At 66.5% G+C, this 24,713-nt stretch carries 23 protein-coding genes; 9 read left to right on the top strand and 14 right to left on the bottom strand.

The window, feature by feature from the left end; all coding sequences use genetic code 11:
• Window positions 1-53: 53 nt before the first annotated feature.
• The 4 genes from XCC_RS19825 to cyoE are packed head-to-tail and all read left to right on the top strand — an operon-like array spanning window position 54 to window position 3,455.
• A complete protein-coding gene (locus XCC_RS19825) occupies window positions 54-779 on the top strand; it encodes an SURF1 family protein (protein WP_011038907.1) in 726 nt (241 codons plus the stop codon).
• 27 nt (window positions 780-806) lie between these two features.
• Complete coding sequence (locus XCC_RS19820) at window positions 807-1,382, top strand: hypothetical protein (protein ID WP_011038906.1); 576 nt, start codon at window positions 807-809, stop codon at window positions 1,380-1,382.
• A 10-nt stretch (window positions 1,383-1,392) separates the two neighbouring features.
• A complete protein-coding gene (locus XCC_RS19815; RefSeq protein ID WP_011038905.1) occupies window positions 1,393-2,556 on the top strand; it encodes a COX15/CtaA family protein in 1,164 nt (387 codons plus the stop codon).
• Between the two features lie 2 nt (window positions 2,557-2,558).
• Window positions 2,559-3,455, top strand: coding sequence for a heme o synthase (cyoE, locus tag XCC_RS19810; RefSeq protein WP_014506322.1), 897 nt, complete (start codon window positions 2,559-2,561; stop codon window positions 3,453-3,455).
• A 19-nt stretch (window positions 3,456-3,474) separates the two neighbouring features.
• On the opposite strand, the gene XCC_RS19805 is transcribed toward cyoE, so the two are convergent.
• The 7 genes from XCC_RS19805 to rpsU all read right to left on the bottom strand — a co-directional run bounded on the left by XCC_RS19805 (window position 3,475) and on the right by rpsU (window position 11,363).
• Window positions 3,475-5,052, bottom strand: a complete 1,578-nt coding sequence (locus XCC_RS19805; protein WP_011038903.1) for a thioredoxin family protein — start codon at window positions 5,050-5,052, stop codon at window positions 3,475-3,477.
• 229 nt (window positions 5,053-5,281) lie between these two features.
• Complete coding sequence (locus XCC_RS19800) at window positions 5,282-6,316, bottom strand: bile acid:sodium symporter family protein (RefSeq protein WP_070698071.1); 1,035 nt, start codon at window positions 6,314-6,316, stop codon at window positions 5,282-5,284.
• A 46-nt stretch (window positions 6,317-6,362) separates the two neighbouring features.
• Window positions 6,363-6,860, bottom strand: coding sequence for a fused DSP-PTPase phosphatase/NAD kinase-like protein (locus tag XCC_RS19795; RefSeq protein WP_029216874.1), 498 nt, complete (start codon window positions 6,858-6,860; stop codon window positions 6,363-6,365).
• Window positions 6,860-8,608 carry a DNA primase gene (gene dnaG / locus XCC_RS19790; protein WP_011038900.1) on the bottom strand — a complete coding sequence of 583 codons (1,749 nt, stop codon included), beginning with the start codon at window positions 8,606-8,608 and terminating at the stop codon, window positions 6,860-6,862. The genes XCC_RS19795 and dnaG overlap by 1 nt, the downstream gene beginning before the upstream one ends.
• A gap of 80 nt (window positions 8,609-8,688) precedes the next feature.
• The gene (locus XCC_RS19785) at window positions 8,689-9,636 is read right to left on the bottom strand and encodes a YihY/virulence factor BrkB family protein (RefSeq protein ID WP_019238042.1); all 948 of its coding nucleotides are present in this window, start codon (window positions 9,634-9,636) and stop codon (window positions 8,689-8,691) included.
• 838 nt (window positions 9,637-10,474) lie between these two features.
• The gene (locus tag XCC_RS19780) at window positions 10,475-10,921 is read right to left on the bottom strand and encodes a GatB/YqeY domain-containing protein (protein WP_011038898.1); all 447 of its coding nucleotides are present in this window, start codon (window positions 10,919-10,921) and stop codon (window positions 10,475-10,477) included.
• Window positions 10,922-11,147: 226 nt separating this feature from the next.
• Window positions 11,148-11,363 carry a 30S ribosomal protein S21 gene (rpsU, locus tag XCC_RS19775; RefSeq protein ID WP_002808376.1) on the bottom strand — a complete coding sequence of 72 codons (216 nt, stop codon included), beginning with the start codon at window positions 11,361-11,363 and terminating at the stop codon, window positions 11,148-11,150.
• A gap of 280 nt (window positions 11,364-11,643) precedes the next feature.
• Here rpsU and tsaD point away from each other — a divergent pair, with 280 nt between their 5' ends.
• The 3 genes from tsaD (at window position 11,644) to XCC_RS19760 (ending at window position 15,583) form a co-directional block, all read left to right on the top strand.
• The gene (gene tsaD / locus XCC_RS19770) at window positions 11,644-12,708 is read left to right on the top strand and encodes a tRNA (adenosine(37)-N6)-threonylcarbamoyltransferase complex transferase subunit TsaD (protein ID WP_011038897.1); all 1,065 of its coding nucleotides are present in this window, start codon (window positions 11,644-11,646) and stop codon (window positions 12,706-12,708) included.
• A 94-nt stretch (window positions 12,709-12,802) separates the two neighbouring features.
• Entirely contained in the window at window positions 12,803-13,156 is a 354-nt protein-coding gene (gene folB / locus XCC_RS19765) for a dihydroneopterin aldolase (RefSeq protein ID WP_011038896.1), read from the top strand.
• A gap of 255 nt (window positions 13,157-13,411) precedes the next feature.
• Window positions 13,412-15,583, top strand: a complete 2,172-nt coding sequence (locus XCC_RS19760) for a glycoside hydrolase family 3 N-terminal domain-containing protein (protein WP_011038895.1) — start codon at window positions 13,412-13,414, stop codon at window positions 15,581-15,583.
• Between the two features lie 324 nt (window positions 15,584-15,907).
• Here XCC_RS19760 and XCC_RS19755 read toward each other — a convergent pair whose 3' ends face one another.
• Window positions 15,908-17,086 carry a PQQ-dependent sugar dehydrogenase gene (locus XCC_RS19755; RefSeq protein ID WP_011038894.1) on the bottom strand — a complete coding sequence of 393 codons (1,179 nt, stop codon included), beginning with the start codon at window positions 17,084-17,086 and terminating at the stop codon, window positions 15,908-15,910.
• A 170-nt stretch (window positions 17,087-17,256) separates the two neighbouring features.
• On the opposite strand from XCC_RS19755, the gene yiaA reads away from it, so the two are divergent.
• Complete coding sequence (gene yiaA, locus XCC_RS19750) at window positions 17,257-17,691, top strand: inner membrane protein YiaA (RefSeq protein WP_011038893.1); 435 nt, start codon at window positions 17,257-17,259, stop codon at window positions 17,689-17,691.
• A 39-nt stretch (window positions 17,692-17,730) separates the two neighbouring features.
• Here yiaA and XCC_RS19745 read toward each other — a convergent pair whose 3' ends face one another.
• The 6 genes from XCC_RS19745 to XCC_RS19720 form a co-directional block, all read right to left on the bottom strand.
• Window positions 17,731-18,078: a hypothetical protein gene (locus tag XCC_RS19745; RefSeq protein ID WP_019238041.1), complete on the bottom strand. Its 348-nt coding sequence runs from the start codon at window positions 18,076-18,078 to the stop codon at window positions 17,731-17,733.
• Window positions 18,079-18,248: 170 nt separating this feature from the next.
• The gene (locus XCC_RS19740; protein WP_011038891.1) at window positions 18,249-18,746 is read right to left on the bottom strand and encodes a hypothetical protein; all 498 of its coding nucleotides are present in this window, start codon (window positions 18,744-18,746) and stop codon (window positions 18,249-18,251) included.
• Between the two features lie 87 nt (window positions 18,747-18,833).
• Window positions 18,834-20,135 carry an APC family permease gene (locus tag XCC_RS19735; protein WP_011038890.1) on the bottom strand — a complete coding sequence of 434 codons (1,302 nt, stop codon included), beginning with the start codon at window positions 20,133-20,135 and terminating at the stop codon, window positions 18,834-18,836.
• Window positions 20,132-20,908: a L,D-transpeptidase family protein gene (locus XCC_RS19730; RefSeq protein ID WP_011038889.1), complete on the bottom strand. Its 777-nt coding sequence runs from the start codon at window positions 20,906-20,908 to the stop codon at window positions 20,132-20,134. Before XCC_RS19730 ends, XCC_RS19735 begins: the two co-directional genes overlap by 4 nt.
• Window positions 20,909-21,071: 163 nt before the next feature.
• Window positions 21,072-22,166: a dipeptide epimerase gene (locus XCC_RS19725; RefSeq protein ID WP_011038888.1), complete on the bottom strand. Its 1,095-nt coding sequence runs from the start codon at window positions 22,164-22,166 to the stop codon at window positions 21,072-21,074.
• The gene (locus XCC_RS19720) at window positions 22,163-23,572 is read right to left on the bottom strand and encodes an SH3 domain-containing protein (RefSeq protein WP_019238040.1); all 1,410 of its coding nucleotides are present in this window, start codon (window positions 23,570-23,572) and stop codon (window positions 22,163-22,165) included. Before XCC_RS19720 ends, XCC_RS19725 begins: the two co-directional genes overlap by 4 nt.
• 153 nt (window positions 23,573-23,725) lie before the next feature.
• Between XCC_RS19720 and XCC_RS19715 the strand changes: the two genes are divergently transcribed.
• A complete protein-coding gene (locus XCC_RS19715) occupies window positions 23,726-24,526 on the top strand; it encodes an N-acetylmuramoyl-L-alanine amidase (RefSeq protein ID WP_011038886.1) in 801 nt (266 codons plus the stop codon).
• Window positions 24,527-24,713 lie beyond the last annotated feature (187 nt).

The raw sequence follows: 24,713 nt of genomic DNA, 5'->3' as shown, positions 1-24,713 counted from the left end.
CCGGTGGTCGTCGACGTGGTGCCGGCATTGCACGCCTTTTTGCGCCGATTGTCATGATGCGCAAGCACACGGGCGTGCTCGGCTGGTGTCTGGCATTGGCGGTGAGTGCCGGATTTGCCGCATTGGGGCAGTGGCAGCTGCAGCGCATGCATGCCAAGGAGCAGCTGCTGGAGCGTGCCGCCCATGTGCGGCAGACGCCAACAACCCTGGCACAGGCGCTGGCTGCGCCGCGGGAGCTGGCATGGGTCAGCGGGCGCGTGCGCTTTCTACCGCAGCAGGTGTTGTTGGACAACCAGTTGCAGGAAGGGCGCGCCGGTGTGCGCGTCTACCAGCTGGCCGCGCCGGAAGGCAGCGCTGCAACGGTGCTGGTGGATCTGGGCTGGTTACCCGTGCCTGCCACGCGGCAATTGCCGACCGTGACCGCCTTGCACGGCAGCCAGGCAGTGCAGGGGTTGTTGACTGCGCCACCGTCGGCCGGGCTTGCGGTTGGCGCGGCACTGGCCAGCACTGCCCAGCCACAGACCTGGCTGGCGGTTCGCCTGGAGCCGCAGGCGTTGCAGCAGGCCTTGCACAGGCGCGACATTTCGTCGCAGGTATTGCGCCTGGATCCTGCCGTTCCGGTTGGTTATGTGCGCGATCTGCAGTTACTGGTCAACACGCTTCCACCCGCGCGGCACTTGGGTTACGCGGTGCAATGGTTCGGCCTGGCGCTGGCCGTGCTGATCACCGCGGCGCTGTTGTCGTGGCGTGCGCGTCGCCGTCATCGACGCGGGCACTGACGCCCCCGGCATGAGAAAATCGCGGGCATGACCCCATCCACATCGGCCACGCCGCAGTCGGTCAATCGCGGCCGCAGGATGCTGATCGCCCTGGCGGTGCTGTTCTTCGGCTCGATGTTGCTGGCCGGCGTGCTGCGCTTCTCTGGCTGGCAACCGGCGGCGATGCGTAACCATGGCGAACTGCTTGCTCCGCCCGCGGACCTGCGCGCGTTGACGCCGCTGCGCGCGGACGGCAGCGCGTACGCATGGGCACCGGGCGAGCGCATGTGGCGGATCGCCCTGGCGCCGCCTGCCGGCTGCACGCAGCCGTGCGTGGCGCTGGCGGCCGAACTGGACAAGGTGTGGCAATTGCTCGGGCACCGCGCGGACAAGGTGGAAGTGCTGTGGATCGGCACGCCACCGGTCGGGCTACCGGCGATGCCGGCGTTACGCGTGCTGCGCGACGATGCGCGCCTGCGCCAGGCGTTGCCCCGTGCCAACGATGCCGCCGGCGTGCCGGTGTATGTGATCGACCCCAACGGCTTCGTGATCCTGCGCTACGCCCCGGGTTTCGACCCGGCCGGTCTGCGTGCGGATCTGGTCAAGCTGCTGAAACTGATGTGAGCCCGTTTCGATGAATCTGTTTGCGCCACCGGCGTTGTTCCGGCACTTCCACCGCATGGCCTGGCTGGCTGCCCTGTTCACGGCCAGCACGATCCTGTTCGGGTCGTTCGTGCGGCTGTCCGATGCCGGCATGAGCTGCCCGGACTGGCCCACCTGTTATGGCCGCGTCACCTGGCCGCAGACCAGCGACGAAGCCAATACGCACGTAGCCAGCAAGATCCGCCCGCTCGAGTCGAACAAGGCCTGGCGTGAGCAGGTGCACCGCTTCCTGGCTGGCGCGCTGGGCGTTGAAGTGCTGGTGCTGACGCTACTGGCGGCGCGTCGCCGGCGTGCCGGCATTGCGCAGGTGGTGTCCGCCGCGGCGCTGGTCGCGCTGTCGATCCCGCTGTACATGTCCGGCTGGCACGGGCTGGCGATGGGCGTGGCGGCCGCTGGCGAAGCCATCCTGCTGCTGGCGGCGCTGCGCTGGAGCAATATCGATCTGGCCCGCGCTGCCGTGCTGACGCTGGCGGTGGTGATCTTCCAGGCGCTGCTGGGCATGTGGACGGTGACCTTGCTGCTCAAACCCATCGTGGTGATGGGGCATCTGCTCGGCGGCATGCTGATGTTCTCGCTGCTGGTGTGGATGGCCTGGCGCGCGACACATCTACCGATCACGCTGGCCGACGCTTCGCGCCTGAAATGGCTGCTGCGTCTGGGCGTGGCGGTGCTGGGCCTGCAGATCGCGCTCGGCGGCTGGGTCAGTGCCAACTACGCGGCGCTGGCGTGTGGCGGTGGCAGCTGGTCTGCCGACAATTTTCCCAAGTGCGTGAGCCAGTGGTGGCCACCGCATGACTTCCGCGCAGGCTTCACGCTCTGGCGCGGGATCGGCGTGGACTACGAGGGCGGCGTGCTGGACGGCGCGGCGCGCATCGCCATCCAGATGGCACACCGCTTGTGGGCGATCGCCACCGCGCTGTATCTGTGGTGGCTGGCATGGCGTCTGTCGCGTTCGCCCGGCATGCGTGTGTGGGCCGGCGCGCTGGCGTTGCTGGTGGTGGTGCAGGTGACGCTGGGCATGCTCAACGTGAAGCTGGCGCTGCCGCTGGAAGTGTCGGTGCTGCACAACGGTGGCGCGGTCGCGTTGCTGTTCGTGCTGGTCTCGCTGTTGGCGCGGCTGCGCGCGCCGGAGTGATGATGGCTGTCAGCGCACGCGACTATTGGGACCTGACCAAGCCGAAGGTGGTGGCACTGATCGTGTTCACCGCGCTGGTCGGCATGTTCCTGGCCATTCCCGGCATGCCGACCTGGCTACAGGTACGCACCGGCGCGCTCGGCTTTTTGGGTATCTGGCTGGCGGCATCGGCGGCGGCGGCCATCAATCAGTTACTCGACGCCAAGATCGACGCGCAGATGGCCCGCACCTCCTGGCGCCCGTTGGTGGTGGGCAAGGTACGGCCCGCGCAGGTGCTGGCCTTCGCCAGCGTGTTGATCGTGATCTCGATGACCATCCTGGTGGTCTGGGTGAACGTCATCACCGCCGTGCTCACCTTTGCCTCGCTGATCGGCTATGCGGTGATCTACACCGTGTATCTCAAGCGCGCGACCTCGCAGAACATCGTGATCGGTGGGCTGGCCGGTGCCACGCCGCCGATGCTGGGCTGGGCGGCAGTGACCGGTTTGCCCACCAGCGCCGACTGGATCAATGCCTCGCTGCTGGTGTTGATCATCTTCATCTGGACCCCGCCGCATTTCTGGGCCCTGGCCATCTTTCGGCGTGCCGATTACGCCAAGGCGGCGATCCCGATGTTGCCGGTGACCCATGGCGTGCCGCATACGCGCAAGCAGATCCTGGTGTACACCGTGCTGCTGGCCATCGTGACGCTGCTGCCGGTGGCCGTGGGCATGAGCGGGGTGTTCTACCTCGGCGGTGCGGTGGTGCTCAACGCGGTGTTTCTCTGGTACGCGTGGCGCATGCTCGACCCGCCGGACGAACTGTTTTCGATGAAGATGTTCGGCTACTCCGTGGTCTATCTGATGGCGTTGTTCGCGTTCTTGATGGTGGATCATCTGCTGCTGCCGTGGGTGCGCTAGCCGCGACCGTTGCGACGGCTCAACTCAGCCAGCTGGTGCACTCGCTGGTGTTCTTGCCGCCGCAGCTGGCCTGCATTTTCTGCCGCAATCGCGCCAGCACTGCAGTGCCTTCCTGCTGATGCTGCTTGCTCCAGGTCTTCAGCGCGCTCCCAAGCCGGGCAAAGCGCTTACGGCTGCGCTGGCGGTCGGCATCCGATTGTGCTGCCAGCGCGCCGATCGCCTGGGTGGCTACCGCTTCGATGGCGGCACTGTCCTCGGGGCTGAGCCGGATCAGCCCATCTGCATACCGCGCGCCCGACTGCGCGCGCGCGACGGGGCTGCTGGCAGTGGTGTAGTTCTTCTTGAGCCAGGACAACGCGGTCTTGCGATCGCCGCGTTCTTCGGCGAGCTGGGAGAGGCGTGGCATGTAGTAATACGGGGTCTTGCTGCGTCCGACTTCGGCCAGCAGCAATTGCTCGGCGCCGCTGCTGTCGCCCACCTCGCTCAGCAACGCGGCTGCGCTGTCGGTGATGGATTGATGCTCCTCGGCGGTCCTGGCTGCAGCCACTATCGTCTGCACACGCTGATGCACCGTCTCCACGACCGCCGCCGGTAGCGGTGGTTGCGGTTCCTTCGGCGCGGTCTCGGTCGGCTGTCCCTGGGCGAGGCGCGCGAGCTCGATTTTCGCAAAGGCGGTTTCCAGCCGGTCGTTGATCGGCACGCCGGGATCTGCATAGACCGCGTCCAATGCTTGATCCAGCTTGGCCGACAAGCTGGCACGTTGGCCGGCATCGGTGCTGCCCGCCTTGACCAGCCATGCGGGCACGTAATTCAGCGTGCTCAGATTGGCTCGCACTTCGGCCGGATCGGCCAGAATCGCTTCCAGCACGGCGCGATTGGCAGGACTGGGAGTGGGCGGGTCCTCCGGTGCGACGATCGCCGCCAGCGCAAAACGGCGCCGCAAGCTCGGTTGCGGCGCTCTTTCGGACAAGCGTGCCAACAGGGCAGGCAGCTCGCCGGACTTGACCAGACTGTCGTCCATGCCCCAGCCATAGTTGCCGAGGACGGCCCAGTCGTCCGCACTCAGTTCCTGCGGGGCATGCTGCGCCTTGTCCAGCAGTTGTTTGACGGTGGTGGTACTGGTGGCGACCACCCGCAGGACATCGGCCAGGCGCGCGGTGTCGCTGTTGCCAGCCAGGCGGGTGACTTCGCTGCGGTCCGAACGCAGCACGATGATGGTCGGGTAGCCCTTGATGCCGAAGCGTTCACCCCAGTCCAGCGTGCCTTCCGCATCGCCATCCAGATGCACTGCCACGAAGTGCCGCGTCTGCGCGATGAACGCCGGATCCTGGAACAAGGTGGCCTTCAGGCGGTTGCACGGCGCGCACCATGCCGCGCCCCAGTACAGCAGGATCGGCTTGCCGCTGTCCCTGGCTTCGGCAAACGCCGCTTCGAGCCCGCCTTCGCGCCAGGCAATGCCGGCGTGCGCTGCGGGCGCGGCGGTGGGACTGGCCTGCGCGTGCGCCGACGGCGTGGGCTTGTCGCAGGCGGTCAGGGTTGCCAGTACCGCCAGCAGTGCGATCGACAGCGGGCGCGGGCGTCGGCAGGACAGTTTCATGGGAACTCACCAGTGGGCAAAAGGATCGACCACTCCGGCGAACGGCCAGGCGTCCGCGCCGAGAGGCGTCCTGAGCGTTGTAGCGCTGCCGAGGACACGGCAAGGGTGCCCATGCGAACTTGTGTTACCCGCAGCGCAGTGGCCCGGATGGGTCGGACTGACGGCGCACGGCCGAACATGCGTGCGCACGCGATCGGTCAGTGCCGCCTCGTCGCCATGGGAGACGGGCTCAGTGGTGGCCGGCATCCTGTTGTTGGTCGCGCACCGCATAACGCGCAGCCACGAACGCGCAGACGATCAGCTGCAGCTGGTGATACAGCATGATCGGCAACACGATCGCGCCCAGGCCGCCGCCGGCGAACATGACCTTGGCCATCGGTACGCCGGTGGCCAGGCTTTTCTTGGAGCCGCAAAAGACGATGGCGATCTCGTCGGCGCGGCTGAAATGCAGGCGCCGCGCGACGAAGGTGATCGAGAGCATCGCAACGGTCAGCAGCAATGCGGCCGCACCGAGTACGGCGAGCAGTGCGGGCAGCGGCGTCTTCTGCCACAGCCCTTCGTTCACCGATGCGCTGAAGGCGGTGTAGACCACCAACAGGATGGTGCCCTGGTCGGTGTAGCGCAGCACCGCGCGATGGCGTTCGACCCAGCCGCCGATCCACGGACGCAGGAAATGCCCGGCCAGAAACGGCACCAGCAACTGCAGCATGATCTTGCCGATCGCCTCGGCCGGGTGCGCCATCGCGCCCTGGCTACCGACCAACAGGCCCATCAGCAATGGCGTGAGGAACACGCCCAACAGGCTGGAAAGCGAGGCTGCGCATACTGCAGCCGGCACGTTGCCGCGCGCCATCGAGGTGAACGCGATCGAGGACTGCACGGTGGAGGGCAGGGCGCACAGGAACAGCACGCCGATGTACAACTCCGGCGTCAGTGCCAGATGCGCGAGCGGCTTGAACAACAGGCCCAGCAGCGGGAACAGCACGAAGGTGCAGGCCAGAATCACCAAGTGCAGCCGCCAATGCAGCGCGCCGGCCTTGACCGCTTCGCGCGAGAGCCGCGCGCCGTGCAGGAAGAACAGCGCGGCGATCGCCACGTCGGTGACGTCGTCCATGATCGCGGCCGCGGTGCCGGTGACCGGCAGCAGCGATGCCAGCGTAACCGTGCACAGCAGCGCCAGGGTGAATGGATCAATGCGCAACCGCGCCAGCAGCTTCTTCATCGAGGTCCCAGGGGCGGCGCGCAGGCGCCTGTCGCGGACCATTCTACGATGCACTGCTGCACCGGCCGATGCCGGCGCAACAGATGCGTCACTGCGGCGGCGGTGGCGGCAGGCGTTCGCGCACCGCCGGTTCCAGTGACGGTTGCAGGCCGGCATCGCGCCCGATTTGCAGGGCCTGTTCGGCACTGGCGCCCTCGCGTGCGGCGAGCAGCGCCAGCAACGCGCCGGCGCGATTGCCGCTTGCACAATGCAGCAACACCTTGCCCTGGGCTTGTTGGTCGAGCACGCGCTGCAACGCGCGCACGTTGTCGGGCGTGAGCCCGGCTGCAGTGCGGATCGGCAGGCGCACATAGCGCAGGCCCAGGGCGTGCGCGCTTGCGGTTTCGTCGTAGCCGCGCGCTTCGTCCGGGCCACGCAAGTCGATCACGGTCGTGACGCCGTTGGCGGCTGCCTCGCGCAATTGCGCCTGCGATGGCTGGCCGGCGCTCAGCACCGCGCGCGGGCGGTAGGGCGGTGCTGATTGCGCCAGCGCGCCGCCAGCGAGCAGCAGGAGCATCCAGACCGCGTGGCGCAGGCGTAGCGGCATCACAACGCTGCGAGCGCCTTGAGCAGTTCGCGCATTTCGTACTTGTCGGTGTTGTCCAGGCCCTGCGCGCGCTGTTTGGCCTGCAGTTCTTCCACGCGCTGACGCAGCAATTGCTTGTCGAGCTGGGCGACGACGTCGTGCAACTCGATCGCCCAGCTGTGCTCGTCGCCGGGAAGCTCCTGCGCGGCCAGCTTCTGCAGCGCGACCAGTTCCTCGCGCTCGGCGAAGTGTTCCAGCAGCGCGCCGGTGCTGATTTCCGGCCGTTGCCGTACCAGCGCGAGCAGCTCCATCAACAACTCGATGCCGGGCAGGCGCAGACCGGAGAAATCGTGGTCGCCTTCCAGGCTCATCGCCAATGACGGCTGTTGCAACAGGATGGCGATCGACGCACGCACCAGGCTGCGTTTCTGCGTGGGCGCACCCATGCGCGCGGGCGGCCGCGCTTTTGGCGGGGACTGTTGCGCGGACATGCTCGCCCCAACGCCGGTCATGCGCGCCAGTTCCTGCTTCATCAGATCGCCGAACGCGCCTTCGGGAATCTGCGCCAGCATCGGCTTGGCACGCTCGGCCAGGCGTGCCTTGCCATCCAGCGTGTGCAGGTTGATGTCGCGCGCCATTTCGTCGAAGAAGAACTGCGACAGCGGCGTGGCCTGTTTCAGGCGCGCATCGAAGGCCTGCGCGCCTTCCTTGCGCACGATGGTGTCCGGGTCTTCGCCGTCGGGCAGGAACAGGAAGAACGCCTGTCGGCCGTCCTTCATGCGCGGCAGCACCGACTCGAGCGCGCGCCAGCCGGCCTTGCGCCCGGCGTTGTCGCCATCGAAACAGAAGTACACGTCTGGCGCATTGCGGAACAACAGCTCGGCGTGTTCCGGCGTGGTCGCCGTGCCCAGCGTGGCCACCGCCTGGGTCACGCCGAACTGGAACAGAGAGACCACGTCCATGTAGCCCTCCACCACGATCAGCCGTTCGATCTTCTGGTTGGCCTGGCGCACCTGCCAAAGGCCATACAACTCCCGGCCCTTGTGGAACAACGCGGTTTCCGGCGAATTGAGGTACTTGGGGCCCGGGTCGCGGCCATCGGCCGGCGCGCCCATGATGCGCCCGCCGAAGGCAATGACGCGGCCGCGGCGGTCGAAGATGGGGAACATCACCCGGTCGCGGAACTTGTCGTAGACATGCCCGCGGTCGTTCTTGGAAAACAGCCCGGCACGTTCGAGCACGCTCATGCGGCGCGCATCGGTGCCGAGCGTGTCCTTCAGGGCGCTGTAGCCATCCGGTGCGTAGCCGATCTGGAAACGCGCGCGGTTTTCCGCATCCACGCCGCGCCCATCCAGATAGTCGCGGGCACGGTCGCTGCCTTCGAGCTGACGCTGGAAGAACTTGGTCGCCGCCTCCAGTGCCGAGTACAACTCGCGGCTGTCATCCTGCTGTTGCGGGGTGCGCTGCTGGGTCTCGCGCGGAATCTCCATGCCCGCGCGCTTGGCCAGCTCATCCACCGCGTCGAGAAATTCAAGGCGGTCGTAATTCATCAGGAAGCTGATCGCGGTGCCGTGCGCGCCGCAGCCGAAGCAGTGATAGAACTGCTTGGTCGGCGACACGGTGAACGAGGCCGAGCGCTCGTCATGGAACGGGCAACGCGCCGAATACTCCTTGCCCTGGCGCTTGAGCGGCACGCGACCGCCCACCACCTCGACGATGTCGGTGCGTGCGAGCAGTTCGTCGATGAACGCGTCTGGGATGCGGGCCATCCCGCTAGGATAATCCCTCGCGCCCGGCTCGGGCCTGTCTCAGTGCGTCTTCATCCGCAGCCGAGCGCCCACGGTTGGGCTCAGCTGCGCAACGGCGTCTCGGTGGAAGCCGGTGTGGCCGGCACAGCAACGATCTCGGGCGGATGCTCCGGGTCCACGCCGGCGTCGCGCAGTTTGCGGTGCGAGCGTACGCGCTCATCGATCACTGCGGTGAGCAGCGCGCCGATGAAGAACACCACCGAGGCGTAGTACATCCACACCAGCAGGATCACCAGCGTGCCCATCGAGCCGTACGCACTGCCGGGCGCAGCCTTGGCGATGTACACGCCGATCGCGTAGCGGCCCAGGGCAAACAACAGCGAAGTGATCACGCCGCCCACGAAGGCCTGGCGCCAATTGACGGTGCGATCGGGCAGGTAGCGATACAGGAACGCAAACGCCAGCGAATACAACGCCAGCGTGGTCACATAGCCCACAGCAGGTAGTACAGAGGGCAGCCTGGCAAAGACCACCTGCAAGGCGGTGGTGGCGATCATCGAGACGATCAGCAGGAAGCCCAGCGCCAGGATCACGCCGAAGGAAAACACCCGCTTCTTCAGCCACGCCATGATGCCGTCCAGGCGCTGCTTGTCGGTACGGAAGATCAGGTTGAGTGCGTTCTGCAGCTGCGCAAAGACCGCAGTGGCACCGATGAACAGCAGCAGCGTGCTCCACAGCCCGGCCAGCGAGCCCACACCGGGCTGGTCGGTGGCATTGCGGATCACCGTATCGGCCACCTCCGCCGCGCTGCCACCGGCCAGTTGCGCGATCTGCTGCACCAGCGCTTCCTGCGCGGGTGGATACAGCGAGGCCGTCAGCCACAGCAGCAAGACCAGCAAGGGCGCCAGCGACAGCAGCGCATAGAACGACAACGACGCGGCCTGGGTCATCACGTCGATTTCGAGAAAGCGGTTGAACAGCGCCATGGGCAGGCTGCGCTGCACGCGGGTCAGGTGCTTTTGCAGGTGTTCGGTGGAGAATGTCGTCACCGGCGGAGAATCCTTGGCGCATACCGTGGCGTGTGCAGGATTCAAGGGCCAGGCCGGTATGCGGGGTGCCTGGCCTGCGCCTGCGCTGGCATCACCGTTCTAGCAGGGCGGGATCGAAGGCATGGTGAAAAAATCGATGCTGGAGGATGTCGTGCAGCGATGGCTGCGAGATCAGGTGCGGACATGTGCCGGTGGCGCGCTGCCGGCTGGGCCAATATCTGCGCATCGTTGAGTGCTGCACATCACTTGCGGCGCCTGCCGCGCGATGCCTGGTTGACCTCAGCGCGCAGCGTTGATTCCTGTCTGCGATAGCGCGCAGGCGTATGACAGAAAAAGAATCGATGCGAGCCTTGCCACACTGCAGCGCAGTGTCGGACTTACGGCGAACCAACGGTATGAGGCGCGCAGATGCAGTGTGCATTGGCCATTTGCTTGAGCCGGAGCCACATCGTCGCTTGCGCGCCGTTGTTCTCGGAACGGAAAAGGCAGTGGCAACAGCAGTACGGATCAGTGATCAACGATGTGCCAGCAGCACTGCGGCGTCGATGATGCCGTGCGGCTTAGAAGACGTGCGGCGCCGTACCGATGTGCGCGGACTCGGCAGCGCGCAGCTTGCGTTCGCAGCAACGAGGCAATGGTTTCGCCGCTGCGACCGACGTACCTGTGCGACACATCGGGCCACACATACCGCCAAGCTGCGATCCACCTCGGAAGGCGAAGGCCCATCACCGGCGCGCGTCGTCATCGCACCACGCGGGCTCGACGCGCGCGGCAGCAGCAGCGCACCCGCCGCCTGCATGCCCCGGCCATCGGCGCAGGGCAGGTCGGCTGATCGGCCTCAGCCGGCCAGTTGCTTCTTCACCAGCGTGGACACCAGGCCCATGTCGGCCTGACCGGCCAGCTTGGGCTTGAGTGCGCCCATCAGCTTGCCGATATCGGCAGGGCTGCTGGCGCCCGTCTCGGCGACGGCCGCCTGGATCGCGGCCACGATCTCGGCTTCGCCCATCTTTGCCGGCAGGTAGCGCTCGATCACTACGATTTCCTCGCGCTCGATCTGTGCCAGATCCTCGCGGGCGGCGCCTTCGTACTGGGTCACCGAGTCCTTGCGCTGCTTGACCATCTTGTCGAGCACGGCAATGACGGCGGCATCGTCCATTTCGACGCGCTCGTCCACTTCCTTCTGCTTGATCGCGGCATTGATCAGCCGGATCACGCCCAGGCTGTGCTTGTCGCCGGACTTCATCGCAGCCTTCATGTCTTCGGTGAGCTGTTGCTTGAGGGACATGCTGTACTCCTGGGTAACGTAAGGGGGATCGCCGACAGGCGCCGCCAAGATGGCGGGTGACCGGCGTGCGTACAGCGACGCGGTACGCCGGGCCAACTGCCTCGGCACGCACGGCCGCGTCAGGCCAATACAAAAAGCCGGCGACGCTTGCGCGTGCCGGCTCTTAGGTTCGACTCCGAGGGGCCGCGCCTACAGCGCCTGCCCACCGGCGAAGAACCGCGATCGATCAGTACAAGCGCTGGCGCTTGGTGACGTCGCGCGAGGAGCGACGCAGCTGACGCTTCACAGCAGCGGCAGCCTTACGCTTACGCTCCTGGGTCGGCTTTTCATAGAACTCGCGCTTGCGGGTCTCGGCCAGCACGCCGGCCTTTTCGCAGGTGCGCTTGAAGCGGCGGAGCGCAAATTCGAAGGGCTCGTTCTCGCGGACTTTAACGCTGGGCATGGGTTCTCCAGATAATGGGATTTCCGTCCGGGAGCCCCGGGCGGGTGCGAGCGGACTCGCGTGACGGAATTTCCGGGTTGCCCCGGCGAGCCGCGCATTATAACGACTTGGGAACGGCCTGCAAGCCCCTGGCGCAATCGAATGGATCGAGGGCGCCGGAACGTGCGTGCTGCCGCAGTTGGCGGGCCATTCTGCGGTTGCGCAGCATACCTGCGGAGACCGGTTTGCGCGCGGCAAAAGCTGCGAAAATACAGCCCATGAACCTGCCTGCCGAACTGTCATGAAAGTGCTTGGGATCGAATCATCCTGCGATGAGACCGGGGTGGCGGTGTACGACACCGCGCTGTCCGGCGTGCCGGCGCTGCGCGCCCATGCGGTCTATAGCCAGATCGCGCTGCATGCCGAATACGGCGGCGTGGTGCCGGAGCTGGCCAGCCGCGACCATGTGCGCAAGCTGCTGCCGCTGATCCGTCAGACCCTGGACGAGGCCGGGTTGCGCATCGATGAGCTGGACGGGGTGGCCTATACCGCCGGTCCGGGCCTGGTCGGTGCCTTGCTAGTAGGTGCGGGGGTAGCGCGCGCGCTGGCCTGGGCACTGGAGGTGCCGGCGATCGGCGTGCACCACATGGAAGGCCACCTGCTGGCCCCGTTGATGGAAGACGACCCGCCGCAGCCGCCGTTCGTGGCACTGCTGGTGTCTGGCGGCCACACCCAGCTGGTCTCGGTGAAGGCGCTGGGCGCGTATGAAGTGTTGGGCGAAACGCTGGACGACGCCGCCGGCGAAGCCTTCGACAAGACTGCCAAGATGATGGGGCTGCCGTATCCGGGCGGCCCGCAGCTGGCGGCGTTGGCCGAAACCGGCACGCCGGGGCGCTACAAGTTCGCGCGGCCGATGACCGACCGCCCCGGGCTGGACTTCAGTTTCAGCGGGCTCAAGACCCAGGTGCTGCTGGCCTGGCGCGGCAGCGACCAATCCGACACCACCCGCGCCGACATCGCGCGCGGGTTCGAGGACGCAGTGGTGGAGACGCTGGCGATCAAGTGCTTGCGCGCGCTGGACACCGCCGACTGCAACACCCTGGTGGTGGCCGGCGGCGTGGGCGCCAACAAGCGCCTGCGGGCCCGCCTGCAGGAGGCCGCGCAACGCCGCGGCGGCCGGGTCTGCTTCCCGCGCCCGGCCCTGTGCACCGACAACGGCGCCATGATTGCCTTCGCCGGCGCGCTGCGCCTGGAAGCCGGCGAGCACGCCGATGCCGCGGTGCAGGTGACGCCGCGTTGGGATATGGCGAGCTTGCCGCCGCTGGCGGCGGCGCGGGAGTCGGGAATCGGGAATCGGGAATCGTAAACGCCGTTCTCCGGTCCATTCTGTGCCGCGCTGTTGCTGGTCTTGCTTTTCACCATTCCCTATTCCCTATTCCCAACTCCCGATTCCCTATTCAATGGACAAAGTCTTTATCGAAGGTCTCGACATCGATGCGCTGATCGGCATCTATGACTGGGAGCGGCGGATCCGGCAGACGTTGCGGTTCGACCTGGAGATGGGGTTCGACAACCGCATTCCGGCCGCCAGCGACGACATCGCCGACACGCTCAACTACAAGGCGGTGAGCAAGCGGCTGATCGAGTTCGTACAGCAGTCGGAATTCGGGTTGGTGGAGACCCTGGCCGAGCGGTGTGCGGCGATCGTGCTGGACGAATTTCAGGTGCAGTGGCTGCGGCTGAAGTTGAGCAAGCCGGGCGCGGTGCGCGGCGCGCAGGCGGTGGGCGTCATCATCGAGCGCAGCCGTAGCTGATCTGGCGCTCCCACTGGCGCAATAGACGTTGGTGTATCGAGTTGGAGCGGTGGCCGATCCGCCGGCAACCGGGCTCATCCAACTGCCGGGATCGCTGGCGCTGCTGGGGACGCCGTCCGCCGCCGGCTGCGCGAACTGCGTCGCACTGCCGCCCCGAACAGCTGAATCCGAGGCTGAACCGGGGTGGGGACTTTCACCATCATGGTCGCATCAGGCTAGAATTGCCGGCCATGTAAACGTTTTCTCAAGGATCTCATGGCTGCTGATCGCATCGACTCCCTGATTGCCCGCATGACCGTCGAAGAGAAGGTCGGCCAGCTCGGGGTATTCGCCGACATGGTGCGGCCGTTCGCGCCGGACGTGAATCCCGAGGCCAATGTCCTCAACGCCGACGAAGTGCTGCAACAGGTGCGCCAGGGCCGGGTGGGCTCGCTGTTCAATGGTGTGGGCGCTGCGTTGGGCGTGCAGATCCAGAAAGTGGCGGTCGAAGAAAGCCGCCTGGGCATTCCGGTGATCCTGGCCGCCGATGTCATCCACGGCATGCGCACGGTGTTCCCGATCCCGTTGGGCGAAGCGGCAAGCTTCGAGCCGGAGCTGGCCGAGCGCACCGCGCGGGCCACGGCGATCGAGGCCACCGCTGCCGGCCTGCACTGGACCTATGCACCTGCGGTGGACATTGCGCGCGACCAGCGCTGGGGCCGTGGCGCGGAAGGCGCCGGCGAAGACGTGGTGCTGGGTATGGCGTTTGCCGCCGCGCGCGTGCGCGGCTTCCAGGGCAGCGATCTCAAAGCCGACGATTGCCTGCTGGCTACGCCCAAGCATTTCGCCGCCTACGGCGCGGTGGCGGCCGGCATGGAATACAACACGGTGGATATCGCCCCGCAGACGCTGCGCGATGTGCATCTGCCGCCGTTCAAGGCGGCGTTCGATGCGGGCGCGCTGACGGTGATGTCGTCCTTCAACGACATCAACGGCGTGCCGGCCAGCGCCAACCACGAACTGCTCACCGAGATCCTGCGCGGTGAGTGGCAGTTCCCGGGCGTGGTGATTTCCGATTACACCGCCGACATGGAATTGATTGCGCACGGCTACGCGGCCGATGAGCGCGACGCCACCAAGAAGGCGTTCCTGGCCGGTCTGGATCTGAGCATGCAGAGCGGGTTCTATGCCGCGCATCTGCCGTCGCTGGTGGAAAGCGGCGAGGTGCCGATGGCCACGCTGGACGCCAGCGTGCGCCGCATCCTGCAGCTGAAAGAGGCGATCGGCCTGTTCGACAATCCGTATCGCTCGCTGGATCCCGCACGCGAAGCCGATACCGCGCATCTGCCTGCGCACGATGCGTTGTCGCGCGATGCGGCGCGGCGTTCGATCGTGCTGCTCAAGAACGAAGGCGACCTGCTGCCGCTGAAGAAGAGCGGGCAGAACATCGCGCTGATCGGCCCGTTCGTGCAGGACCGCGAAAACATCGAAGGCTGCTGGACCCTGTTCGGCGACAAGGAACGGTACGTCACGCTCGAGCAGGGCGTGCGCGCGGTGGTGGCGGCCGACAACCTGAGCGTGGTGGCCGGCTGCGGGCTGGAAGAGCCGTTGCCGGGCGGCATTTCCGCAGCAATCGATGCCGCACAAGCTGCCGATGTGGTGGTGCTGGCGCTGGGCGAGCCGCAGCGTTTCAGCGGCGAGGCGCAGTCGCGGACCGAGATCACGCTGCCGCCGGCACAGCAGGCGCTGGCCGAAGCGGTGGCCGCCACCGGCACGCCGATGGTGATCCTGTTGCGCAACGGCCGCGCGCTGGCGCTGAGCGGTGCGGTGCGCGATGCCGATGCGATTGCGGTGACCTGGTACCTGGGCACCCAGACCGGCACCGGCGTGGCCGACGTCCTGTTTGGCGACTACAACCCATCGGCACGCCTGCCGATCAGCTTCCCGCAGGTGACCGGCCAGCAGCCGTATTTCTACAACCATCTGCGCACCGGCCGCCCGGAATTGCCCACACTGTCCGAGTACAAGGCGCGCTGGCGCGAGATGCCCAACGAGCCGCTGTACCCGTTCGGCCACGGCTTGAGCTACACCACTTTTGCGTATGCGGCGCCGCAACTGAGCACCACGCAGCTGGGATGGGAGCAGACGCTGACCATCACCACGCGTGTGACCAATACCGGCACGGTAGCCGGCGAAGAAGTGGTGCAGCTGTATGTGCACGACCGGGTTGCCAGCCGCGTGCGCCCGGTGCGCGAGCTCAAGGGATTCCGCAAGGTGCTGCTGCAGCCGGGCGAGAGTGCGGAGGTGGTGTTCACCCTGCAGCGCGATGCGCTGGCGTTTACCAACCACAAGGGCGTGTTCGGCGCCGAGCCGGGGCTGTTCGATGTGTGGGTGTGCGCGTCGGCCAAGAGTGGCGAGCCGGTGTCGTTCGAGTTGCTGGATCGCTGAGGTACCGCCGTGGGCGTGGCCTGCCGCAGTGCAGGTCACTCGGTTGTGTGGATGAAACGCGGGTCTGAGGATGGGCGACCTGTGACTCAGGTCAGGTGACGATCACACGCGTCGTTTGCATGCGAACCCGTGGCGGCCCATCAGCGCTAGCGTCAATGTGCTTGCCGCTGCGCCCAACTTTTTGTTGAAAGACATGCATGCTGCTGAAGTGCGGGTCGCAGAAAAAAGCGCCGATCGCTCGGCGCTTCGCCTCGCATCATGACCATCGCCAGCACGCGATGCGTGCGTGGCGATGGCATGACTCCCCTACTCAAACTCGCTGGTTCACGCATCTTCCTCGACAGCGCCGGTGCGCTTGGGTGTCAGCTTGAGCAGACGGCCGGTGCTGCCGCTGGCCTCGTCTTCCAGCAGCCACAGCGCGCCATCTGGACCTTGCTCCACCTCGCGGATGCGCGCGCCCATGTCGTAACGGGCCAGTTCGCGCGGCTGTTCGTCCAGCGACACCTGCACCAACGCCATCGACGACAGCCCGCCGATGAAGCCATTGCCGCGCCATGCCGGGAACTGCTTGCCGCTGTAGATCACAAACCCCGCCGGCGAAATCACTGGCGTCCAGCTGATCTTGGGCGCAGCGAACTCCGGGCGCGTGTTGTGATCCGGGATGGGCGTGCCGTCGTAGTTGTCGCCGTTGGACACCACCGGGTAGCCGTAGTTGGCGCCACGCTGGATCAGGTTGAGCTCATCACCACCGAGCGGGCCCATTTCGTGTTCCCACAGTTTGCCCTTGCTGTCGAACGCGATGCCCAGGATGTTGCGGTGGCCCAGCGACCACACCTGCGCGGCAACTCCACCTTGCGCAGCGAAGGGGTTGTCGGCAGGCACACTGCCGTCGTCGTTGAGACGAATCAATTTGCCCAGGTTGGCCTGCATGTCCTGCGCGGGCGTGAACTTCTGGCGTTCGCTGGAGCTGATCCACAGCTTGCCGTCCGGGCCGAAGGCAAGGCGATGACCGAAGTGGCCGTTGCCGGTCACCTTCGGGTCCTGCCGCCAGATCACCTTCAGGTCCGACAGGCTGCCGCCGCCGTTTGCGTCCAATGTCAGCTTGGCACGCGCCACGGCCGCGCCGCGCACGTCGCCCTCGCCAGGTTCGGCGTAGCTCACGTACACCAGCCCATTGCGGGCGAACCGCGGATGCGCCAGCACATCGCCGAAACCGCCCTGGCCGCCGTAAGCGACGGTGGGGATGCCGGTAATGGCGCGTTTGCGCTTTGTTTTCAGGTCCAGGCGCATCAACGCGCCACGCTTTTCGCTGACCAGCAGGCTGCCGTCGGGCAGGAACGTCATGGCCCATGGCTCATCGAAATCGGCCACGGTGGTGGCCTGGAACGGCCATTGCGCCTTGGGAATGGACGCTGCCGGCGCGGTGGCAGGTGCGCCAAGTGCGGCGCCGGTGGCAAACAAGCTGGCCGTGCAGGCCAGGGCAAGCAGACGTCGAACTGACATGAGGTCCTCCAGGGGATGAGGCACGGTCACGTCGCAGCCCTCCCACAACGTGTCCCGCGTCGGGTTTTCAAGTACCTTACACGACGCCGTCCAGGCCGCCCTTGTCGTAGATCACCATCTGCGAGACCGCCGGGTCCCCTCTCGATGCTTCACCATGAAAAGGAGTTTCCATGGCTGTCACGCAGAAAACCTCGTTTGCCTTTGTCGCCGCATCGTGGGCCGCCTTGCTGCTCGGTGGCGGCGCCTATCTGGTCGGCCTGTGGAATGCCGAAATGCTGCTCAACGAAAAGGGCTATTACTTCACCCTGCTGTTGTTCGGCCTGTTTGCATCGGTGTCGCTGCAAAAAAGTGTGCGCGACCGTGTCGATGGTATTCCGGTCACCGGGTTGTATTACGCCATCTGCTGGTTCTCGCTGATTGCCGCGCTGTTGTTGCTGACCATCGGCTTGTTCAACGCAACACTGTTGCTCAGCGAAAAGGGCTTCTATGCGATGGCGTACGCACTGAGCCTGTTTGGCGCGGTCGCGGTGCAGAAGAACACGCGTGATGCGATGGATGGCCCGGCGGGGTCAACGAGCCGCGCCGTCCCGCCTGCGCTGGACTGACACTGCACCAGCTGGTAAGCGTTAAAGCGAAACGCCACCTCAACGGTGGCGTTCTGCGTTCTTGGCGTGGTCATCGCCGCTGACAAACTCTGCAGCGCTTTCCCATGCGCGCCGCACTGCATGGCGGGCCTTGCTCCAGCTCAACGATGAAGACCCACGATTGGCATCCCAGTCACGATGCAGCTCGGCTTCCACCTGATCGTAGGCGCGCGCCATATCGCGCACGCGTGCATCGTGGCCGGCAAGATATGCGGCTTCATAATCTTCGTAGCGATCACCTTCGGCGTAATACGGCTCCTCGGTGAAACGCTCGCGCCAGTATTGCGAAACGTTCTGGTTGCGGCCTTCGTCCGGGGCACGGCCGGGAATCTGGTAGGGCACGTTCATGCGCGTCTCCGTCATTCGAATGTGCGAAATACCCTAGGGTGGCGGTTGTTAACTGCATGGCACGCCGGGTGATGGGTAGATCAAACTGTGGTGCTCGTGGGTCGTTGTCTAAGCTGAAATGGTTTGCTCGGAAAGATGCGATTGCGGCCACATCGCATTCGCGCCGTGCTTCAGGTCGCCGCTGACGCGGCTTCATACGGTAGTGGCGTTGCCCCTGCGCTCACCAGCGCAGATTCCGCATTGCGGAGTTCCTGTTCTTCGGCATCGATCACCACCAGCACACGGCCGGCTTCGATCTCGTCTTCGAACTGGCGCCGCACCGGATCCGGCACGGTGGCGCCCACCAGCGCGGACGACCACGTACCGACCAAGGCGCCCGCGAGGGCCATGACCCCGGCGCCGGCGACAGTCAGCCCAATCGGCGGCACCGCGATGGCGACCAATCCTGCGACCAGGCCCGCGGCACCGCCGGTGGCAGCGCCGCGGGCGGCGGCGGGCAGGAAGTCGGTCTTGGCGTCCTTGCGTTCGTCGGGAACGCCTTCCACTTCGATATCCGAACGTGCAATCAGTGAAAGCGCATCGTTGTCGAGCCCCGCGCCGCGCGCGGCCTGCAGGACGCGTTGGGCACTGTCGACATTCGGTGTGCTGTAGACACGGCGCAGCTTCATCGCAACCTCCCGCAGGACTGTGCGTGGCAGCGTCATGCGCACGCAGTTAGTCGTGCGTGAGCGCTACGCGAGCGCGGCGCGAAGTGCTCAGGCCGGCTTACGCGGGAACAGGTAGAACACGCAGCCCACCAGCAAGGCCAGCCCGGCGGCGGCGAGGTTCTGCCAGCTGGCGCTCGCCAACAGGCCAAGCGACAACAGCAGGGCGGCGATGGGAATGAGCGGGCCACCGGGCAGGCGCAAGGCATCGGTGCGCGCGCGATAACGGCGTGCCAGCACGATCACCGCCGCCGCCGTGCCGATATAGGCAAATAGCCGCGTGACCATCGACAGCAGTGCCAGCTGCGTAAACGAGCCCGACAAAGCCAGCGCCAGCGACAGCACGCCTTGCGTGAGCACGGCTGCCGCCGGGGTGTGGAAGCGCGGGTGGACGCGTGCAAGGAGGGCCGGGCCGTAGCCGTCCTGGGCCAGTGCAAACAAAAACCGCGGGCCCAACATCACCGTGTTGCTGGTGGTGCCCAGGATGGAGATGGTGGCGCCCACGGTGAGGATCAGCGCCAGGGCTTCGCCACCGAAGCGGCTGGCGGCATCGGCCAGCGGCGTGGGCGATGCCGCGAGATTGGGCAGGGTGCCCTGCGCCACCACCTGCACGGCGGCATAGATCAGGGTCACGGTGACGATCATGGTGATCAAGGCGAACGGCACGTCGCGGCGCGGGTTGCGGTACTCGCCTGCAGCGGCAGGGATGTTCTCGAAGCCGGCATACGCAAACAGCAACAGCAACGCGGCTTCGCCAAGGTTACCCAGGTCGCGCAGGTCCGGCGTGCTGCCGGCAAAGGCCCACGACCAATCCACGTAAAACAGGCCGATGGCCACGAACAACAGCAACGGCACCAGCTTGCCGATCACCAGCGCCACGCCAGTGCGTGCGGCTGACTTCACCCCGATCACGTTGATGGCGGTGAGCAAGCCCAGCGAGCCCACCACCACCAGCAGACGTTCCCAGCCGTCGCTGCCGGCGGCCGGCCAGAAGCGCGCCACCGCATCGGCCAGCCCGTTGCTCAGTGCCGCAGCCGAACTGATGCGTGTCAGCCAGATCATCCAGCCGATCTGGAAGCCGGTGAACGGGCCGAAGGCTTCGCGCGTATACAGATAGCTCCCGCCGGGCGTATCGAAATAACTGGCCGCCTGGGCGTAGCACAGCACCAGCAACGCCACTGCCAGGCCGGCCAGCATCACCGCCCACAGGCTCATCGGCCCCAGCAGCGCGGCCGTGGCCGCGGGCAGCAGGTAAATGCCGCTGCCGATCACATCGTTGATCGACAAGCCCACGATCTGCCAGCGGCTGACCGCGCGCACCAGCGCGGGAGATTCATTGCCCTGGCTGCTCATGGCGTGGCCTGCGCCAGTGCCGGCAACTGCCAGCTGCGTTGCAGGCGCGCGTACTCGGCACGCGGCAATAGCACGAACAGCGGAGCGTCCTCGGGCTTCAACCAGGCGAGCAAGCGTTGCATGTCGGCGGGGGCCATCGCGGTGCAGCCGGCGGTGGCATGGCCTGGGCTGCGCCACAGATGCGCGAAGATGCAGCTGCCGCGGCCGGGAATCGCCTGTGGGTTGTGCGCAATCACAAACCCTTCCTGGTAGCGCGCATCACCAGGGTGGCGCAGATCCAGGCGCATCGGTTCGGTCGAGCCGGCCACCGCGGCCTTGCCCACCTGGTCGGCATCGACGATGCGGTTGTACAGCGGCGAGCTGGGCACATCCATGCAGTAGTGGCTGGCCTGCATCGGCTGGTACGGCAGGGCGCTGTCGATCTGCGGCGCATAGCCGAACGCAGGGCCAATGGCGAAGATGCCGGCCGGGCTGCGGCCGTCGCCTTCCCGTTTTTGCGGGCCTTGGGTCTGGGCCGGGTGCAGGCCCTCGCCCCAGGCGCTGCCATGCTGGCCCAGCGCAACGGCAAACGCCGGTGCGGCCGGTTGCCAGTGGCCATCCACGCGGTGGAAGGCCTGCAGGCGTGCCTGGGTGCTGTCCCAGTCCGCAGTGGTCACCACGATCAGGGCGCGTGCCGCCTCCAGTGCCGGCACCGGGGCGGCGCTGCTTGGCGAACTGCTGCTCAGCAGGACCGCCAGCACCACGAAGGATCGAAACAACACAGCGATGCGCATGCAGACTCCAGTGATCACTGACCAGCGGCAGACACCGCTGCAAAGGGGGCGGCGCGCAACGTATTGCCGTTCGGCACTGCACGCCTGATCGCTACTGTACCCAGCAACGCGCGCGCCTGCGCATCGGTGGATGCAACGCAGCGCTGCACGGCATGTGCGCCGATCAGGGCAACAGCTCCAGCCCGCGGATGCGCCGGATGCCCAGGCCGGGCGCGTCGTCGATATGAATCTGCGCCTCATTGAAATGCACGCCGCCCTCGGTGGGGTCGAACTGCCCCAGCGCCGGCGCGTCCAGGTCGGCCAGGGTGATGCTGTCGGCCTTGGCCACCGCCAGATGCACTGCGGCGGCCACGCTGATGCTGGATTCGATCATGCAGCCGATCATGCACGGCATGCCGTACAGCGCAGCGATATCGGCAATGCGGATGGCCTGCGACAGCCCACCGGTCTTCATCAACTTGATGTTGACGATGTCGGCTGCGCGGTGCTGGATGAGGTCGATCACCTGCGCCGGCGCGAACACGCTTTCGTCGGCCATTACCGGGGTGTCGATATGGGCGGTGACGAACGCCAGGCCATCGAGGTCGGCAGCCTTGACCGGCTGCTCCAGCAACTCTGGAGCGATGCCTGCATGCTCCAGCGTGCGCATGGTGCGCACCGCCTGTTTGGGCGTCCACCCCTGGTTGGCATCCAGCCGCAGCGACGCGCGGCCCTGCACGGCAGCGTGAATCGCCTGCACGCGGGCCAGGTCCGAGTCGATGTCCTTGCCGACCTTGATCTTCAACGCGCGGTAGCCACGCGCAAGCGCGTCGTGCACATCGGCCACCATCACCTCGATGGGATTGGCGCTGATGGTGATATCGGTGGTGATGCGCGGAGTGCCGCCGCCCAGCAGCTGATACAGTGGCGCATCGAACGCTTGCGCCCACAGATCGTACAGTGCGATTTCCACCGCGGCCTTGGCACTGCTGTTGCGCTCCAGCGCCTGCTGCACCAGCCCGCATAAGCGGTTGAGATCGGCCACGTCCTGGCCGACCAGGCGCGGGCCGATGCAGTGCGTGATGGCGGCGATGATGCTGGCATGCGTCTCGCCGGTGATCAGCGCGGTGGCGGGCGCGGCGCCATAGCCGATGTGGCCGCCGTCGGTCTGGAGCAGTACCACCACGTCCTCGATGGCCTGCACCGTGCGCACCGCGGTCTTGAACGGGGTTTTCAACGGCACGCGCAGCATGCCCAGGCGGAAACCGGTGATTTTCATGGCAAGGCCGTGGCTGCGACGCGTTGGATGCGGGTGATGTGGTCGATGAAGGGGGTGCCGTCGCCGGCGAGCAGCGGCAGCAGCGGCGTGACCGAGACACCGTTCAAGCGCGCGCGCTGCAGGGCGCCGGCGGCATCGCGGTAGCCCGCACCGGCCACGTCGTGGATCACCCACGGCGCGCCCTGCACATGCCCGATCACCAGCATTACGTGGCCGGGGATGTAGATCAGGTCGCCCACCTGTAGCCGCGCCAGCTGTTGCTGCCGTTGTGGCAAGGGAGCGCGTTGATCGAAGGGCACGCTGTGCAGCACCGGGCTGCGCGCCTGGTCGCCGGTATTGCGTGGCAGCGCGATGCCGAGGCTGCGATAGACATCCAGCACGAAGCCGCTGCAATCGCGTGCTGCATAATCGTTGCCCCAGCCGTAGCGCTCACCCAGGAACTTGAACGCCTGGCGCAGCAGTGCTGCCTCGCTGAGCGGCAACGCACCGATGTGCACATCGGCACCACGCGGCACCAGCGCCGGCACCAGCTGCAGAGCACCGCGCGCATCGCGCTGTGGCAGTTCCACCACGTACGCGGCGAGCGGCAATTGCCCGTTGACCGGCGTCTGTGGCGGCCAGCGCGGCAGCAGCGGCAGGTTGGTGCCCATGTCCAGGGTCAGTGCGGAGACCGACGGCAATTCCGGCGTGTAGGCGCTCTGCACGCGTGCGCCAGTCACCACCAGGCGCGGGCCGCGTTGTGCGTAGTCGAGCACCTGCGCGCGCGGGCCCACCGCCAGCTGATCATTGGCGACCCAGGCGGCGTAGTTTTCGGCCAGCACAAAGCGCCACACACCATCGGCACTGGTGTGCAGCACGGCGACCGGCGTGCCGGGGTAGAGCGCCGACTCCTGAAACCGGTCGATATCGCGGTCGTCTGGAGTGGTGAATACCCGCTGCGTGGTCGGGAAGGTGCGCAAGGCGGCGCGCTGCACCACCAGGGCATAGGCCGGCGTGATTCGTGCGGGTAACGCACCCAGCGCCAGCGATTGCCGCAATGCATCCAGCTGCGCTGCAGTCAGCGTCTGGCCATCGGTACTGTAGAGCGTGCGCCTTGGCGTTGACGACAGCGTCTGGATCCATGCGCGCACCTGCGCGGCCGTCAGCGTGGCGGGCAGGCGCGCCAGGCCGTGCATGGAGGCATCGTCACGCAACAGGCGTGCATTGAACGCGGCGATCTGCGTGCCCGGCATGCGCGGCGCGTTGGCCGTGTCGCTGCGTGCGATCCAGTAATCGGCCTGCAGCTGCGCGTCGTCCACGGCGAACGGTGCCTGCAGGGAAGGCGAGCTGTCCGCGCACGCCACACCGCTGGCGAGCATCACGACCAGACAGAGCAACCACAAGCACAGAGGGCGCGACACGGGCATGGCAGGAGTTCTCGACGATGGCCGCGGCCGGCATGCTGCGAAGCGTTTAGTCTAGTCGCGTTGCGCTGTGCCCGCGCGGCGCTCACCCGCACGTGTGCCCAGGCCGGCGCGCGTCGCACCTGCCTGCGTTTGCTGTCATTGAAGGAGAACCGGATGCCCCCTCGTCCTCGTGCGTTGCACCTGTGGTCACGTGCCGCGCTGTGCGCGGCGGTGCTGCTGCTGGGCGCGTGCGCGCATGCGCCGCAGCGCAACCCGCTGGCCCAGTGGGTGCCGTCGCCAAACCAGGATGCGCGGCGCCCGATCCTGATCGTGCTGCATTTCACCGACCAGCACTCCGTGCAGCAGAGCCTGACCACCTTGCGCGGCCGCAACAGCGGCGGCCGGGTCAGTGCGCACTACCTGATTGGCGAGGATGGCCGGCGCTATCAACTGGTCGCCGACAGCGCACGCGCCTGGCATGGCGGGGCCGGGCGCTGGGGCACCATTACCGATATCAACTCGGCCTCGATCGGCATCGAGTTGGACAATGACGGCCACGAGTCCTTTGCCCCGGCGCAGATCGACAGCCTGCTGGTGTTGCTGGAGGACCTGTGCACGCGCCTGCGCATCCCGCGCACCCAGATCGTCGGGCATGAAGATGTCGCGCCCACACGCAAGAACGACCCCGGTCCCCTGTTCCCGTGGAAGCGCCTGGCCGATGCCGGCTTCGGCCGCTGGCCGGCCGCCGACAGCCCCGCCGCGCCCGCCGGCTTCGACCCCTGGCAGGCACTGGCCCTGCTCGGCTACAGCCTGGACGACCCCGCCGCTACCCTGCAGGCCTTCCATCACCACTTCCGCGGCAATGACGCCAAGGTGCTGGATGCGGAAGATCTGCACATCCTGTTTGCGTTGACGCGGCCGTTGACGGTACCGGCGACGGCGCTCGTTCCGGCAGCTGCGCCCGAGGCGAACTAGCGCCCACGGGTTCGCTCCGAGTCGCTGGATCGGCCGGCGATCGAAGGCAGAATGCCCGCGCGGGCCACATGGCAAAGGATGGCCCGCGGACTTCCTGCAGGCCCGGGTTGAAGCCAAGCACTTAATCCGCCCACATCCGGTGGGCTGGCTTCCGAAATCTACTGGGTCTACCGCGCATTCTTGCTAG

Source organism: Xanthomonas campestris pv. campestris str. ATCC 33913, assembly GCF_000007145.1.
In the GTDB taxonomy this organism is placed as follows: Bacteria; Pseudomonadota; Gammaproteobacteria; order Xanthomonadales; family Xanthomonadaceae; genus Xanthomonas; species Xanthomonas campestris.
The sequence above is the reverse complement of the archived record's forward strand: the minus strand, read 5'-3'. Positions and strand labels throughout refer to the sequence as shown.